The sequence below is a fragment of the Rhodococcus sp. WAY2 genome, from assembly GCF_009859915.1.
Lineage (GTDB): Bacteria > Actinomycetota > Actinomycetes > Mycobacteriales > Mycobacteriaceae > Rhodococcus_F > Rhodococcus_F oxybenzonivorans.
On record NZ_CP046573.1, the window covers coordinates 38,615 to 53,223 of the forward strand.

Here is a 14,609-nt window from a genome sequence, read left to right on the forward strand (position 1 = left end):
TGAGCCACCGCGCAGCACACCACGCGTCGCCACGAACACGAATCATCCATGGGGACACGCTCTCCCTCAGCTTGTCGTTTAACCTCGGCCATCGCGTGGGGCAGTTGGTGCTGGTGTTGTTCGGCGTGTCGCCGCGGCATGAGGCGACCACCGCCTGATCATCTTGAGGTTCCTTCCACAGAACTTTCGAGACGAAGACAGGCGGTGGCCGTGAGTATCAGTGTGCCCGATCGGTGGGCGGTCGGGGAAGGATCGGTCCCCGATCCGCGTGTCGACCTGGTGTCGTTCCGCGAAGAGTTCTACCGGTGTCTGCCGACCCGAGGTGATGCATTGTTCGAGTTGACCGATGCGCTGCTGTGTTCCGGCACCGCGGTTCGCACCCTGGTCGAGTTGTCACTGGCCGCCGAGCATCGGCGCGGTCACGGCGCCTTGTACGACGCAATTAACTGCGGCAGAGTAGATTTCACTCGGCTGCGCCGCGCCCTCGGCGGGCTGACGATCCCGTGTGATCGTGGCGGCCGGATCGTTCTGGCCGTCGATGTCAGTGCCTGGTTGCGCCCGGATGCACCGACGAGTCCGCAGCGCGGGTTCTGCCACGTCTACGGCCGCGGGAAGAATCAGGCGCAGCTGATCCCGGGGTGGCCGTACTCGTTCGTCGCCGCACTCGAGACCGGGCGTACCTCGTGGACGTCGGTGCTCGACGCGGTCCGCTTGCGCCCCGACGATGACGAAACCGCTGTGACGGCGACCCAGGTGCGTGAAGTGATCACGCGGTTGCGCGAGGCCGGGCACCACCGCGACGGCGACCCGGACATTCTGCTGGTGTTCGACGCCGGATACGAGTTGGCGCGGTTGGCGTTCGTGCTCGCCGATCTCCCGGTGCAGGTGTTGGGTCGGATGCGTTCGGACCGGGTGCTGTGCTTCCCGGCGCCGCCACCGGCCCGTACTGGGCGCCCACCCCGGCACGGCCCCGAGTTTCGATTCGCCGACCCGATTACGTGGCCTGCACCCGAGACCACCTCGAGCACCGAGACGGACCGATACGGCACAGCCTCCGCTTCGGCGTGGAATCGGTTGCACCCGCGACTCGTCCATCGTGGCTCGTGGGCTCAGCACCCGGGGCCGCCACCGATCGTGGAAGGCACGGTGATCCGGTTGACCGTCGACCACCTTCCTGGGGACCGGCATCCCACCCCGGTGTGGCTGTGGTGCTCGGACCCGGGCGTCGGTGCTGACGATCTCGACCGGTTGTGGCAGCTGTTTCTGCGGCGCTTCGATCTCGAGCACACCTTCCGCTTCTTCAAGCAGACGTTGGGGTGGACCGCACCTCGGCTCCGCAGTCCCGAGGCGGCCGACCGCTGGACCTGGATCGTGCTGGTGGCCTACGCCCAACTCCGGCTCGCCCGTCCTCTGGCCGAGGACCTACGCCACCCGTGGGAACGGCCTGTCCCACCACCACGATTGACGCCGGCGCGGGTTCGTCGAGGGTTTTCGCGCACCCGTGCGGCGATGCCTGTTCCGGCCAGTGCACCGAAACCCAGTCGACCCGGACCCGGACGCCCACCCGGATCGAAAAACACCCACCGCGCACCGCATCACCACGTGGGCAAACGCGCCGAAACCAAAGGTAGAAAACCCGTCGGGGCCGCCTGCCCAGGGTCGGGTGGCCCCGGGGAATCTCACCCCGGGGCTCCCACAGCACCGTGCTTAACAGTCTCCCGTTACACGGCTCTTCTCACCTGATCCATTGAAAATCGGCCATCCAGTCCCAGTGGGCGAACAGGCGAGGCTGGCGTCGCAAAATCCCCTTCCACCACCGCTCGGCCCTCTTGAACGACCTCAGCCGCTTGAACTTCCGTCTCGCCCACCGCACCAGGTAGGTGTTGATGCGCCGCAACAGAACGTAGATCTCGCTCCGATAGAACTTGCCGTAATAGGTCATCCACCCCCGAATGATCGGGTTCATCCACCCGGCCAACTCGGACAGATCCTTAGCGGTTCGCAGGTGAATACGCCAGCCCTTGACCTCCGCGCTCTTGGCTTTGAGCGCATCGGCACCCATCGCGGGCAGAAACGCACTGAACACTCTCAGTCCATCCCTGGTCTGCGCCTTCCGCGCTCGAAACGTATACCCCAGGAACGTGAACGACGTGTTCTCACATTCGAGCCGCCGATTCTTGTCCTTGCAGTACACGATCTTGGTCTTGGCCGGATGCAGCTGCAACCCGACCTCGGCCATCCGAACCTCTAACGCGGCCAACACTTCCCTGGCCCTATGCTCCGTCGCGCAATGCACGACGGCATCATCGGCATAACGTTCGAACTCAACGGTCGGGAACTCCCGCTCCAGCCACATGTCGAACGCATAGTGCATGAACAGATTAGCGAGCACGGGCGAGACAGCCGACCTCTGCGGGGTCCCGCGATCCCGCTCGACCAACCTGCCGTCGGGCATGAGAATCGGGGCCACCATCCACCGCCGCACATACAGCACAATCCAGCGCTGCTCGTGAGTCGTGTTCGCGGCCACCGCCTTCGCCATCAGATCATGGTCAACCGAATCGAAAAACTTGCTGACGTCCAAATCGATGACCCAGGCCTTCTGCCAGCACCTTTCGCGGCACTTCGCGACCGCGTCCAACGCACCGCGCTCGGGCCGGTACCCGTAGGAGTCGTCATGGAAGATCGACTCCGTCCGAGGTTCCAACGCCAGCGCGACCATCGTCTGCGCCACTCTGTCACCGACGCAAGGTATGCCGAGAACCCTCGTCCCGCCACCATGCGGCTTCGGTATCTCCACCGCACGCACCGCGGGGTTTCATCACTACTACGAGCCGGTCCGCCGGCGCGCGCCGCCACGGTACTCAACACCTCCGGTTTCGGCCGTCCGGTGCTCTCCCTCTTCACCCACCCGCCCGGGAACCGGACATCGGGCAGTATCGACACGCGCCTTCCCACGTTCCATGCAGAAGCCGCAGTTCGGGCTCGCGCCGCCTCCATGCCGGACACCGCCTGGCCAATACACGGTCACCCGCCAGGCTCATCCCGGCGCCATTTAACCGCCCCGGTTTTGATGCCAGCTACTTGTTTCGACACGTCAACAGCGGTTCACTCGCGTTCGCCTTCCCGAACCCCACCTGACGCACTCAAAGGCGCGCCTTCCCCCCGACGCTCACCACGACAGTCTTCAGCTAACGCAGCTCGGGGTGGTTTGAAGCCTCCTACCGCAAGGCGACTCCGAGGGGCCACAAAACCCTCATCTCCTGCACAGCACCGCTTCCAGCAAGGTCACCTACACAACCAAACCTCACCTTCCGCGCTCGTGGCGCACTTAAAAATCAAGCTCAGGTGACGGCGTTATACACCCGCGGCCGCTGCGGCGGTTTCATGCCAAGTGTGGCTTGGGCCAGACGGGGTCGGAACGGGTCACTGGATTCCTGAAGACACAGAGAGTGGTACGAACTTCATCGAGTGTCGGCAACAAGCTGAGTACGGCGAGAAAGTGTCAAGCCGATGCCGTCAGCCGCTGCGCGGACCGACGTGGCGTGCGTGTCAGGGCGGAAGCGGTGGGACGGGCCCGTCACGCTGATCGCCGCGACGACGTCCTCGCCGTCGCGGACGGGGGCGGCCACGCACACGATTCCGGTTGCGGATTCCTCGTATTCGTAGGCCATGCCCTCTTCTGTGATGCGGTCGAGCTGGGTGCGCAGCGGTCCGGGCAGGATGATGGTGCGCGGGGTGTACCGGGCCAGCGGAGCGGAAAGCACCTGCTCCCGCAGCGTTTTGTCGGCGTGGGCGAGCAGCACCTTGCCGATTGCGGTGCAGTGCACCGGCATCCGGCCCCCGATTCTCGACGGTGCGCTGGCCTGTCGATGCCCGCCGATCTTGGACAGGTACACGACCTCCGTCCCGTCGAGGACGCCCAGGTGCACCGTTTCGTGGGTGCGCACGTACAGATCCTCCATGAACGGGATCGCCACCTCGAGCAGGCTGCGCTCGACCGATGCGCGCATGCCCAGCTCGAACAGCGATCCGCCGAGCCGGTAGCCGGCCCCGGTGCGGTCCAGCATCCGCACCGTCACCATGTCGGTGAGGATCCGGTGCAACGTGCCTTTCGGGATGGATGTCCGCCGGGCCAGTTCGGCCAGCGACAGGGTCGAGTCGTCGATGGTGAACGCGTGCAGCACCATCATGACCTTGCCCAGCACCGTCGTGCGGTCGAACTCCTGATCGGACACCGTCGATTCACCTCCGCTGCTACCGGCGACATCGCCCACGATACGGCGCGTGTTCGGCTCAGTGGAACGCAATGCTTGGCGGACCATCTCCCGGCGGCGACAGTGGAACCACAGTCCATTCCCCACGATCACATCGGGAAGTCAGATGAGCACACCTCCGGGCACCAGCCTGCCCTCCACTACCGACGCGGTCGCCGCGGCCGCCGAGCGGTTGAGCACCGCCGCCGCAACTTCCACGCCGTGCGCGCCGGTCCGCGACCTGATCGGTGCCGACGACGTCGCCGCGGCGTATGCCGTCCAGGAGCGGATCGTCGCCGGCCGGATCGCCGCCGGCGCGAGCGTGGTGGGCCGCAAGATCGGCCTGACCTCCCCGGCGGTCCAGCAGCAGCTCGGCGTCGACCAACCGGACTTCGGGGTGCTGTTCGACGACATGTACTGCCAGGAGACCACCCCCATCCCGCTGTCTCGTCTGCTGCAGCCGAAGGTGGAGGCGGAGATCGCGTTCGTCCTCGACCACGACCTGGTGGACGGGCCGCTCGACGACGCCCAGATCCGCGCCGCCGTCGACTACGCGGTGGCCGCCCTCGAGATCGTCGACAGCCGAATCGCCGGGTGGGACATCACCTTCGGAGACACCGTCGCCGACAACGGGTCGAGCGGACTGTTCGTCCTCGGCGAGAACCGCCGCACCCTCGACTCCGTCGACCCGGTCGCCGCGCAGATGCAGATGTCCATCGACGGCACCGAGGTGTCGACCGGCACCGGCGCCGCCTGCCTCGGTGACCCGCTGCGGGCGCTGGCCTGGCTCGCGCGCACCGCCCGCGAGTTCGGCCAACCACTACTGGCCGGGCAGGTGATCTTGTCCGGCGCCCTCGGCCCGATGGCCGTCATCGACACCGCCGGCACCGTCCGCGCCGACATCACCGGTCTCGGATCGGTCACCGCCACCTTCACCCAGGAGTGAGCACCATGAGCGTAAACACCCGTACGGTCACCGTCGCGGTGATCGGATCCGGCAACATCGGCACCGACCTGATGATCAAGGTGATCCGCCACTCCGACGTCCTGCAGATGGGCGCGATGGTCGGCATCGACCCCGACTCCGACGGCCTCGCCCGCGCCCGCCGCCTCGGCGTCCCCACCACCGCCGGCGGCGTCCAAGGCCTCCTTCAGTTGCCGAACTTCGACGAGATCGACGTGATCTTCGACGCCACCTCCGCCAAGGCACACGCCGCCAACGCCGCCCTGCTCGAACCGCTCGGCAAACGGCTGATCGACCTCACCCCGGCCGCCCTCGGCCCGTTCGTGGTGCCGGCGGTCAACCTCGACGAACACCGGGACGCCACCAACGTCAACATGGTCACCTGCGGCGGTCAGGCCACCATCCCGATCGTCGCCGCCGTCTCCCGCGTGACCCCGGTCGCCTACGCCGAAATCGTCGCCTCCATCGCCTCGAAGTCCGCCGGACCGGGCACCCGCGCGAACATCGACGAGTTCACCGAAACCACCTCCCACGCCATCGAAACCGTCGGCGGCGCCCGCCGCGGCAAGGCCATCATCATCCTCAACCCGGCCGACCCGCCGCTGATCATGCGCGATACCGTCCTGTGCCTGATCTCCGCCCCCGACCCGGCCACCCACGACGCCATCCGGAACTCGATCCAGACGATGGTCGACCACGTCGCGACCTACGTGCCCGGCTACCGGCTCAAGCAACAGGTCCAGATCACCCCCGTCCCGGACGGCCAACCCGTGCACACCCTGCTCGCCTCCGGGGACACGGCAGCCCCCACCCACCAGGTGACGGTGTTCCTCGAAGTCGAAGGCGCCGCCCACTACCTGCCCGCCTACGCCGGCAACCTCGACATCATGACCTCCGCCGCAGTGCGCTACGCCGAGTCCGTCGCCGACACGATCGCCGCCCCGGCGGCAACCCAGGGAGCCACCCGATGACCACCAGGCTGTTCATCCAAGACGTCACCCTCCGCGACGGCATGCACGCCGTCCGCCACCGCATCACCCCCGACGACGTCGGCCGCATCGTGGCCGCGCTCGACGCCGCCGGTGTCGACGGCATCGAGGTCGCCCACGGCGACGGACTCGCCGGCGGCTCGCTGAACTACGGTCCCGGCTCCAACACCGACTGGGAATGGATCGAAGCCGCCGCCGCCAACCTCACCCACGCCCGGCTGACCACCCTGCTGCTGCCCGGCATCGGCACCATCGCCGAACTCGAACACGCCTACCGACTGGGCGTGCGGTCCGTCCGGGTCGCGACCCATTGCACCGAGGCCGACGTCGCCGCCCAGCACATCGGCAAGGCCCGGGAACTCGGCATGGACGTCTCCGGCTTCCTCATGATGAGCCACATGACCACCGCACCCGAACTCGCCGCCCAGGCCAAGCTCATGGAGTCCTACGGCGCGCACTGCGTCTACGTCACCGACTCCGGTGGCCGGTTGACCATGGACGGCGTCCGCGACCGGGTCCGCGCCTACCGGGACGTGCTCGACGAGGCCACCGAGATCGGCATCCACGCCCACGAGAACCTGTCGCTGTCGGTCGCCAATTCCGTTGTTGCCGTGGAGGAAGGTGTCACCCGGGTCGACGCCTCCCTGGCCGGGCACGGCGCCGGCGCCGGCAACTGCCCGATCGAACCGTTCATCGCGGTCGCGGACCTGCAGGGCTGGAAGCACAACAGCGACCTGTTCGCCCTCCAGGACGCCGCCGACGACCTCGTCCGGCCGCTGCAGGACCGGCCCGTGCGCGTCGACCGGGAAACCCTCACCCTCGGCTACGCCGGCGTGTACTCGTCGTTCCTCCGGCACGCCGAAGCCGCGTCCCAGCGGTACGGCATCGACGTGCGCACCATCCTCCTCGAGGTCGGCCGCCGCGGCCTCGTCGGCGGACAGGAAGACCTCATCGTCGACATCGCCCTCGACCTGCGTAGCCGAGCAGGCGGCAACTGAGACTGCGGCGCCGTGACGGTGGCGAGGTCTACCGTCACGGCACGATCATGCAGATACCTGTTCCGGTACGCGGCGGCGGGATCTGCTGGCGACCGTCACCGTGACGACAGTGTCGAGGGGACGGGCAGCTGCAGGGATTCAGCGGGTGAACAGTGCGGCGGCGTTGGCGTGGTCGATGCCCTGCCGGGTCGCGTCGTCGAGCGATTCGTTGGTGTCGAAACTTCTTCACCGCACGTTTGGTGGTGCGCACACCCTGGCTCTCGCCCGAGACGGTCTTCGCCTTCCTGCTCAACGCGTCCGGCGCCACCATCCTGATGGTGTACCTCATGATCGCGCTGTCGCAGATCAAGTTGCGCAGCAGCATGAGCCGTGACGAGGTCGCGCAGCTCAAGTTGAAGATGTGGTGGTTCCCGACCCTGTCCGTTCTCGCGGCCGCCGGCATCGTCGGGGTGCTGGTGTCGATGTTCTACGTCGAGTCCTCTCGCTCGCAGATCTCGCTGAGTGTCGCAGCCCTGATCCTGGCGTTGGTGGCCTACCAGATTCGGCGCCGCATCAATCCGGAAAATCCGCTCGCGCACAACATCTCCGATCCTGCTCCGCACACGATCACCGAGTCCTCTCCGGGGTAACCCACGACCGCCGGGGGCGGTGGCGAGTGAGACCGACTGTGGTCTCCGCCACCGCCCCTTTCCGTGTGTCCAGCGGTCAACGAGGGTCAGTCCCGCCGGCGCGCGGCCCCACCTTCGAGTTGCGCGGCGAGCAATTGCGCCAGGTGGTCACCGCGGCGGTCGGTCAGATCCGACAGCTGCGTCCGGCAGGAGTATCCGTCGGCGAGGATGGTGGTGTCCGCGTCCGCCCCCGCCACGGCGGGCAGGAGCTGCTGCTCGGCGACTGCCACCGACACCTCGTAGTGTCCCTTCTCGACGCCGAAGTTGCCGGCCAATCCGCAGCAGCCGCCCAGCCGCTGCACCTGTGCACCGGCCTTCTCCAGGAGTTGCGCGTCCGGGCTCCACCCCATCACCGAATGGTGGTGGCAGTGTGGTTGTGCGACAACGGACTTGCCTTCGAGCGACGGCGGTTCCCACCCTCGGTCCGTCAGCAGTTCCGCGAGGGTGCGGGTTGCGGCGGCGACCGGTTCGGCCGTCGTCCGACCGAGCAGTTCTGCTGCGTCCGAGCGCAACACACCCGTGCAGGACGGCTCCATTCCGACGATCGGAATTCCGGCCGCGGCACTACCGGACAGTGCATCCACGGTGCGGCCGAGGATCTTCTTCGCCGCAGTGAGCTGGCCGGTGGAGATCCAGGTGAGCCCGCAGCACTGCTGCTTGTCGGTCAGTTGCGGCCGGTAGCCGGCGGCCTCGAGCACCTGCACCGTTGCGTGCCCGACCTCGGGGGTGAAGTAATTGGTGAACGAGTCCACGAACAGCAGCACCGGGTCACCGGTTGTGACGCGGTCGTTCTCCGTGGCCTTGAACCAGGACCGGAACGTCCGCTTCGCGAACGGTGGGATGGTGCGGCGCTTGTCCACCCCGGCCGACGACAACGCCAGCGGTCCGATGCCGGGAACGCGCATCGCGGCGTTGACCAGACCGGGCGCGCGGCTGGCGATCTTCGCCCAGCGCGGAAGCCATCCCAGCGAGTAGTGCGAGGCGGGGCGGATGCGGCCCTTGTAGCTCTGGTGCAGCACTTCGGATTTGAACGCGGCCATGTCGACACCGGTCGGGCAGTCCGAGGAGCACCCCTTACAGGACAGACACAGGTCGAGGACGTCGTGAACCTCGGGCGATCGCCAGCCACCGTCGATGTCGGTGCCGTTGATCATCTCCTGCAGCACGCGCGCCCGGCCGCGGGTGGAGTCCTTCTCCTCCCGGGTCGCCTGATACGACGGACACATCACTGCCCCGGTGGCGGTGTTGTCGGCCCGGCATTTTCCGACGCCGGTGCAGCGGTGCACCGCCTGGGTGAAATCTCCGTCGTCGTGGTGGTAGGCCAGGGCCAGGTTGCGGCGCAGGAGTGGGGCTGCGGGAATGCGCAGGTCCGCGTCGACCGGGTGGGGGTCGACCACCACTCCGGGGTTGAGGATGTTGTCCGGGTCGAAGACGTGCTTGACGGCAGCAAAGAGTTTCATCGCGTCCGGTGAGTACATCAGTGGCAATAGTTCGCTGCGGGCGCGGCCGTCCCCGTGCTCACCAGACAGGGATCCGCCGTAGCCGGCGACGAGTGTGCTCGCCGCGACCAGGAAGTCCCGGAAGATGCCGTCGCCGCCGGGCTTGTCGAGCGGCCAATCGATCCGCACGTGCATGCATCCGTCACCGAAGTGCCCGTACGGCAGGCCGGTGACGGCGATTCGTCCATCAGGGCGTCGAAGTCGCGTAGGTAGTTGCCCAGCATGGCCGGTGGCACGGCCGCGTCCTCCCATCCCGCGTGTGCGGGAAGGCCGGCAGGACTGCGGCCGGCGAGTCCGGCACCATCGGCGCGAATCCGCCACAGCTGGGCGGTGCGACCCTCGTCGGTGACCACGAGGCTGTCCACGGCTCCGCAGTCCCGTCCGACCTGCCGGGCCCTGGCCATCGTCTCGTCGAGGTCGTCGCCGACGACCTCGACGAACAACCACGCCGCCCCCGCAGGCAACGGCGGAACCGCATCCGGACCGCGGCGCTCGCGCACCACCTCGACGATCCGGGAATCGATACCCTCGCAAGCGGTCGGATCGAACTTCAGCACCAGCGGGGTCGCGTCACCCGCCGACGCGATGTCGGCGTACCCCAGCACGACCAGGACACGGTGGGCGGGCTCGGACACCAAGCGGACCGTCGCGCGGGTTGCCACCGCGAGGGTGCCCTCCGTGCCGACCAGCGTGCGGGTCACGTCGAACCGATTTTCCGGCAGCAGGTGTTCCAGGGCGTATCCGGACACCTGACGGCCGAATTGCCCGAGCTCGGTGCGAATGGTCGCCAAACCGGCGCGGGTGACCTGCTGCAGTGCACTCAGCGCCGGGGAGGCCGTCACCTCGCCGGCCGAACCCAGTTGCAACGACTCCCCGGTCCCGGTCAGAACGTGCAGGCCCTTCACGTTGTCCGAGGTCCGGCCGTATCCGAGCGTGCGCGAACCGCAGGCATTGTTTCCGATCATGCCGCCGATGGTGCAGCGAGTGAACGTCGATGGGTCGGGCCCGAATCGTAGGCCGTGCGGTGCGACGGCCTGCTGCAGCACCGTCTGAATCGTGCCCGGCTCGACGGTGGCGGTCTGTGCGTCCCTGTCGATCGACAGCACCCGGTTCATGTGCCGGCTGAAGTCGAGAATCAGTCCCGTCCCGACGGCGTTACCTGCAACGGAGGTGCCACCACCGCGGGAGGTCAGCGGCACGCCCTCTCGGCGGCACACCGCGAGGGCGGCAGCGACCTCGTCGGCGTGGCGCGGCCGCGCGACGACCCGCGGTCGCACCCGGTACAGGGACGCATCGGACGAATAGGCGGCGCGGGTGGTGCCGTCGGAGAGAACGTCGCTCACTCCCGAACTGCGCAGCTCAGCGGCCAGTGATTCAGCGGAGATCATTCGTAGCATGCTACATGCACCTAGCATGCTACGAACAGCCCCGTGTTGTTACAGTGAGCGGGTGGCAGACGAAGCGCTCGAACTCGAACCGCTCACCCCGTTCGCGGGACGACGGATGGAGCAGGCGATCGCGGCGGTGCGGGCGGCCATCGACGACGGCCGCATGAAACCAGGAGTGAAGTACTCGGTCTACCAACTCGCCGAGGGTCTGGGCATCTCCCGAACCCCGGTACGGGACGCTTTGCTGCGCCTGGAAGAAGTGGGAGTCATCAAGTTCGAAGCACGCCAAGGCTTCCGCATTCTCCTCCCCCAGCCGAAGGAGATCGCGGAGATCTTCGCAGTCCGGTTGGCCCTGGAACTACCCGCGGTCCGCAAGGCCGCAACCGTGGCCGACCCAACCCTCTCCGACGCGCTGCAGAAGCAGCGACGCCTGATGCAGGACGCCGCCGCCGGCGGCGACGAACACGAGTTCGCCCATCACGATCTCGGGCTTCACGACCTGATCCTCGACGCCGCCGACAACGCCCGCGCACGCGCGATCGTCAAGACCCTTCGCGAGACCACCCGGCTACTCGGGGCCAATACCGCCGACAGGACCAGAACACTCACCGACATCGACAACGAGCACGCGCCCATCATCGACGCGCTCATCGCCGGCAATCCAGTCGAGGCAGAGGCGGCCATGCGGGCACATCTGGAGAACACAGGAAGACTGCTGGTAACACAATCTATCCGCAGCGTTGACGACCCGAGCCTGTCCACGGAAGAGATCTGGGCTACCGTCAATTCCTGACGGTAGCCGTCCCCAGACGGGGCGTACCGTCCCGCGACCACCAGGCTGTTACCCGCCGGTGCTTGCGGGTAACAGTCCGTGCTCATCGGCGTCAGAGTCCGATCTCAGTGACGGCGTTGCCGATCAGCGGGGCGTTCTCCCGCGCGTAAATCTCCACGGTCGCCGGATGTGCCCGGTCTGGCGCATGATCGCGTGCGCGTCGGCGCCGTTGCGGAAGGCCTGGGTGACGAACCCGGCCCGCAGCGAGTGCCCACCGAGTTGGGCGACGATGTTCTCGTCGTACCCGGCCAGGGCGGCGCGGCGGCGGATTGCCGCATGCACCGACGCCCGGACAGGGCGGTGCCCCCGAGGTTGCCGTTCTTGCGGATCGACCGGAACAACGGCGACCGGGCCCTCATCCGCGGCAGCGCGCCGCGGCAGACTTGGTTGTCGAACGGCGGTGCGGCGCAGCATCCGGATCACCCCGGGACGGTTGGCGGTGTCGAAGGCGGCCACGACCTGCGCCCACCGGAAGTGTGGGCACGGTGTGCCACTGGGGCGAGGTGGTGAACGGCAGCGCCTTGACCGATCCGGCGCCCTCCTGGTCGGTCTTCGATTGGCGCAGGCGGATGTGGATACCGTCTAGCCGGTGCACGCTGACGTCGCCGCAGTTCAGGGCGACGAGTTCGCTGCGCCAGAAGGCGCCGGTGAACCCCATCAAAATCAGGGCACTCTCACGCCGCTCGTACACCTCGGCCGCCCAGCCAGTGTCTTCCGCCCAGTCCTTCAGCTCCCCAGGCGGTCCGGCGGGAAACCGCTATGTCCAATTGAGTGCGGCCGACTCTTTAGCTTTAGCAAGGCAAAGACACAATCGACCAACTACGCGAATGGAATCGCAGGTTGCTCATCTCGCCGACACTCCCGGCACACAGTCGCGAGCACGATCGAGTTCTGTGAAGTCGTAGAAGGTCGACGCTGAGAGTTCTTGTTCGGCCCAGGCAGACATAGGTTGTGAGCGTATTGATTCGAGGATGCGCTCCCGCGCGACGAGCACGGGAGAGGGGCGCACGCTCGCTTCACCGTGGATGCCTACCGTAGAAGCCGGGGAGCGCGACCGCTCGGACTGCGTATCGGATCGTCGGACCTCAGTTTCCTACTTTCGGCAGGGTGAGCGCGATGCGCAGTTTCGAGTCGATCGTCTGGCTGAGGGCGAGTGATCGGTCGAGCAACGGGCCCAAGGCTTGAACCTTCGTATCGGCCGCGGACAGGGTGTTCACGATCTCCGCGGCCGGGGCGGCCGCCGCGTTCGCCTGATCGGTCGCGGACTGGCCGGCATCGATGATCCCGCCGAGCGGGGCGTCCGCGGACTTCAAGGCGTCCCCCAGAGACTGCAAGTGATCACCGAGCGAACCCAGAGTCCGGTCGGCTCTGGCGAGGGAGTCGAGTACCCCCACCACCTGGGGTAGACCCTCGTGGAGGGCCTGATCAGCGGGGGGCAACTGCTGCGCACCGTCCAGTGCCTGGTCGGTTGTACTGTCGACGATCTTCGCTTGTGCCACTCCCTCTTTGAAGATGTCGTTCGAGATACTCAGATCGCGCGTCACGATCAGGATGCCAGCGAGAACCGCAATGGTAAAGGACAGGGCGATCGCCCAGGAGAGCCGAAACATCAAGTTCTGCCTTTCACTCGCTCAGTGGTCGACCACAAGCCGGTGCGGGCGGTCATGAGGGCGGTGCGGGTGCGACACCGAGGGCGGGGAGGTTCAGGTCATTGACCGGGGGGCCGATTACCGCGAGGAGGGGGCCGAATTCCTGCACGTGTGCGGCCTCTTCCCGAACGATTGCGAGGGTCGCAGAGATGGCGGAGGCCTTCGGGCCGAGCGCACCGAGGGATCCCTGGACGGTGGTCAATCCGTGGCTGATCGCCTCCAGCTGGGTGGTCACCGATCCGACCGCAGTGGACAGTCCGGCCACCGTCGGGCTCGCGGTGTCGGAACGACCGGTCACCGTCACGATCAGGTCGGGCAGCGGCGCCGCGATCTCGCTGACGGTACTGGTGGAGGCGTTCAGTGTCTTGGCTTGACCGGAGAGTTCGCTGGCCTTGTCGGTGAGTCCTTCGAGATCGTTCGCGAGCGGCGTCAAGGTCTGGATGTCGGAGGCCAGACGCGCGTGCTTGGGGACGAGAATCGCGGTCAGGGTGTCGAATTGGCCTGCGGAATCGATCAGCTCGAGACTGAGTTTCGACGGCCGCCCCAGCGGATCGCTCACATCACGCAGCGCGGGAAAGAACCCGTTGAGGGCGCACAGAACCACCGCCGACCCCGCACCCAGCACGAGTACGATCGCGGTCCACAACTTTTTGGTGATCATCAGTTCCCTCCGGGGGCAGGAATGAAGGCGTCGGTGGCGGGAACGAGCGCGAGCTTGTTCGTCGTGCGGGTGAGTTCCCCGTTGAGCTGGTTCACCAGGTCGATGGCCTGGGTGAGTTCGTTGTCGACGCCGGTCACGGTCATGTTCGCGCGTGCCGATATCTGATGCAGGGATGCCGCCGCGCCCTGCAATGTGGTGGCGACCCCTTCGAGCTGGCCGGCGATCTGTGTGTCACCTTGGCCGGCGGCGAGCAACGTGCGCGCGTTCGGCAGGAGGGCGTCGAGGTGGTCGACGTCGGTCGCGGTCGCAATGTTGAGTTGGGTCAAGACTCCTGTCAGTTCGTCGAGTTGTTTGCGGGCGGTGGCGGGCGCGGTAAGGTCCGCGCGTTGGGCGAAGAAGTCGTTGGTGAGGCGGAAGTTGTCCACGACGGTGCGAGCGCTGTGTTGCACCTGCAGACCCTTGTGGATGGAGGCCACCACCAGTGCGAACAGGACGACGGCGATGACCGCGGCGAGGCGGCCCAGCCACTCGGTTGCCACCGAGAACCCGGTCGCGTCGGGGATCGCAGGCACCAGCACATCCGGCCGATGCGGCTTGGTGCCTTTTCGGTAGGGCAGCGCCGCCGCGGGCACATCGAATCGCTTGTATCTGGTCAGGCCTCGGGGTGGGAAGGCGTCAGGAGGTAAATCGTTGCGCTGCTGCATA

At 66.9% G+C, this 14,609-nt stretch carries 12 protein-coding genes and 2 pseudogenes; 6 read left to right on the top strand and 8 right to left on the bottom strand.

Annotated elements, in window-relative coordinates:
• The first annotated feature begins 210 nt into the window (after nucleotides 1-210).
• The gene (locus GFS60_RS30135) at nucleotides 211-1,743 is read left to right on the top strand and encodes an NF041680 family putative transposase (RefSeq protein WP_442972209.1); all 1,533 of its coding nucleotides are present in this window, start codon (nucleotides 211-213) and stop codon (nucleotides 1,741-1,743) included.
• Here GFS60_RS30135 and ltrA read toward each other — a convergent pair.
• Together ltrA and GFS60_RS30145 are read right to left on the bottom strand one after the other, a co-directional pair.
• On the bottom strand, nucleotides 1,736-2,809 hold the full coding sequence (gene ltrA / locus GFS60_RS30140; protein ID WP_159927734.1) for a group II intron reverse transcriptase/maturase: 1,074 nt from the start codon (nucleotides 2,807-2,809) through the stop codon (nucleotides 1,736-1,738). The genes GFS60_RS30135 and ltrA overlap by 8 nt on opposite strands.
• A 655-nt stretch (nucleotides 2,810-3,464) precedes the next feature.
• Nucleotides 3,465-4,238: an IclR family transcriptional regulator gene (locus GFS60_RS30145; protein ID WP_159927736.1), complete on the bottom strand. Its 774-nt coding sequence runs from the start codon at nucleotides 4,236-4,238 to the stop codon at nucleotides 3,465-3,467.
• 145 nt (nucleotides 4,239-4,383) lie between these two features.
• Here GFS60_RS30145 and GFS60_RS30150 point away from each other — a divergent pair, with 145 nt between their 5' ends.
• From GFS60_RS30150 to GFS60_RS30165, 4 genes are all read left to right on the top strand, one after another.
• A complete protein-coding gene (locus GFS60_RS30150; protein WP_159927738.1) occupies nucleotides 4,384-5,202 on the top strand; it encodes a 2-keto-4-pentenoate hydratase in 819 nt (272 codons plus the stop codon).
• A 5-nt stretch (nucleotides 5,203-5,207) separates the two neighbouring features.
• Entirely contained in the window at nucleotides 5,208-6,191 is a 984-nt protein-coding gene (locus tag GFS60_RS30155) for an acetaldehyde dehydrogenase (acetylating) (RefSeq protein ID WP_159927740.1), read from the top strand.
• On the top strand, nucleotides 6,188-7,207 hold the full coding sequence (dmpG, locus tag GFS60_RS30160; RefSeq protein WP_159927742.1) for a 4-hydroxy-2-oxovalerate aldolase: 1,020 nt from the start codon (nucleotides 6,188-6,190) through the stop codon (nucleotides 7,205-7,207). The genes GFS60_RS30155 and dmpG overlap by 4 nt, the downstream gene beginning before the upstream one ends.
• 239 nt (nucleotides 7,208-7,446) lie before the next feature.
• Nucleotides 7,447-7,836: a hypothetical protein gene (locus GFS60_RS30165; protein WP_231869155.1), complete on the top strand. Its 390-nt coding sequence runs from the start codon at nucleotides 7,447-7,449 to the stop codon at nucleotides 7,834-7,836.
• Nucleotides 7,837-7,922: 86 nt separating this feature from the next.
• Here GFS60_RS30165 and GFS60_RS40420 read toward each other — a convergent pair whose 3' ends face one another.
• On the bottom strand, nucleotides 7,923-9,353 hold the full coding sequence (locus tag GFS60_RS40420; protein WP_442972220.1) for a (Fe-S)-binding protein: 1,431 nt from the start codon (nucleotides 9,351-9,353) through the stop codon (nucleotides 7,923-7,925).
• Nucleotides 9,333-10,789 (bottom strand): annotated as a pseudogene (locus GFS60_RS40425) (FAD-binding oxidoreductase); the annotation flags it as partial. The gene GFS60_RS40420 and the pseudogene GFS60_RS40425, both read right to left, overlap by 21 nt.
• A gap of 34 nt (nucleotides 10,790-10,823) precedes the next feature.
• On the opposite strand from GFS60_RS40425, the gene GFS60_RS30175 reads away from it, so the two are divergent.
• A complete protein-coding gene (locus GFS60_RS30175) occupies nucleotides 10,824-11,555 on the top strand; it encodes a GntR family transcriptional regulator (RefSeq protein WP_201453675.1) in 732 nt (243 codons plus the stop codon).
• 91 nt (nucleotides 11,556-11,646) lie between these two features.
• Here the strand turns inward: GFS60_RS30175 and GFS60_RS30180 are convergent.
• From GFS60_RS30180 to GFS60_RS30195, 4 genes and pseudogenes are all read right to left on the bottom strand, one after another.
• Nucleotides 11,647-12,303 (bottom strand): annotated as a pseudogene (locus GFS60_RS30180) (integrase); the annotation flags it as partial.
• A 376-nt stretch (nucleotides 12,304-12,679) separates the two neighbouring features.
• The gene (locus GFS60_RS30185) at nucleotides 12,680-13,204 is read right to left on the bottom strand and encodes a hypothetical protein (protein ID WP_159927746.1); all 525 of its coding nucleotides are present in this window, start codon (nucleotides 13,202-13,204) and stop codon (nucleotides 12,680-12,682) included.
• 52 nt (nucleotides 13,205-13,256) lie between these two features.
• Nucleotides 13,257-13,904 (bottom strand): hypothetical protein, encoded by a 648-nt coding sequence (locus tag GFS60_RS30190; RefSeq protein WP_159927748.1) that lies wholly within the window; start codon nucleotides 13,902-13,904, stop codon nucleotides 13,257-13,259.
• Nucleotides 13,904-14,608 carry a hypothetical protein gene (locus tag GFS60_RS30195; protein WP_159927750.1) on the bottom strand — a complete coding sequence of 235 codons (705 nt, stop codon included), beginning with the start codon at nucleotides 14,606-14,608 and terminating at the stop codon, nucleotides 13,904-13,906. The genes GFS60_RS30190 and GFS60_RS30195 overlap by 1 nt, the downstream gene beginning before the upstream one ends.
• Nucleotide 14,609: the final 1 nt, after the last annotated feature.

Coding starts and splice junctions, on each gene's coding strand:
- GFS60_RS30185 (WP_159927746.1), bottom strand. CDS start 13,204: ATGTTTCGGCTCTCCTGGGCGATCGCCCTGTCCTTTACCATTGCGGTT.
- GFS60_RS30190 (WP_159927748.1), bottom strand. CDS start 13,904: ATGATCACCAAAAAGTTGTGGACCGCGATCGTACTCGTGCTGGGTGCG.
- GFS60_RS30195 (WP_159927750.1), bottom strand. CDS start 14,608: ATGCAGCAGCGCAACGATTTACCTCCTGACGCCTTCCCACCCCGAGGC.
- GFS60_RS40420 (WP_442972220.1), bottom strand. CDS start 9,353: ATGTACTCACCGGACGCGATGAAACTCTTTGCTGCCGTCAAGCACGTC.
- GFS60_RS30155 (WP_159927740.1), top strand. CDS start 5,208: ATGAGCGTAAACACCCGTACGGTCACCGTCGCGGTGATCGGATCCGGC.
- dmpG (WP_159927742.1), top strand. CDS start 6,188: ATGACCACCAGGCTGTTCATCCAAGACGTCACCCTCCGCGACGGCATG.
- GFS60_RS30150 (WP_159927738.1), top strand. CDS start 4,384: ATGAGCACACCTCCGGGCACCAGCCTGCCCTCCACTACCGACGCGGTC.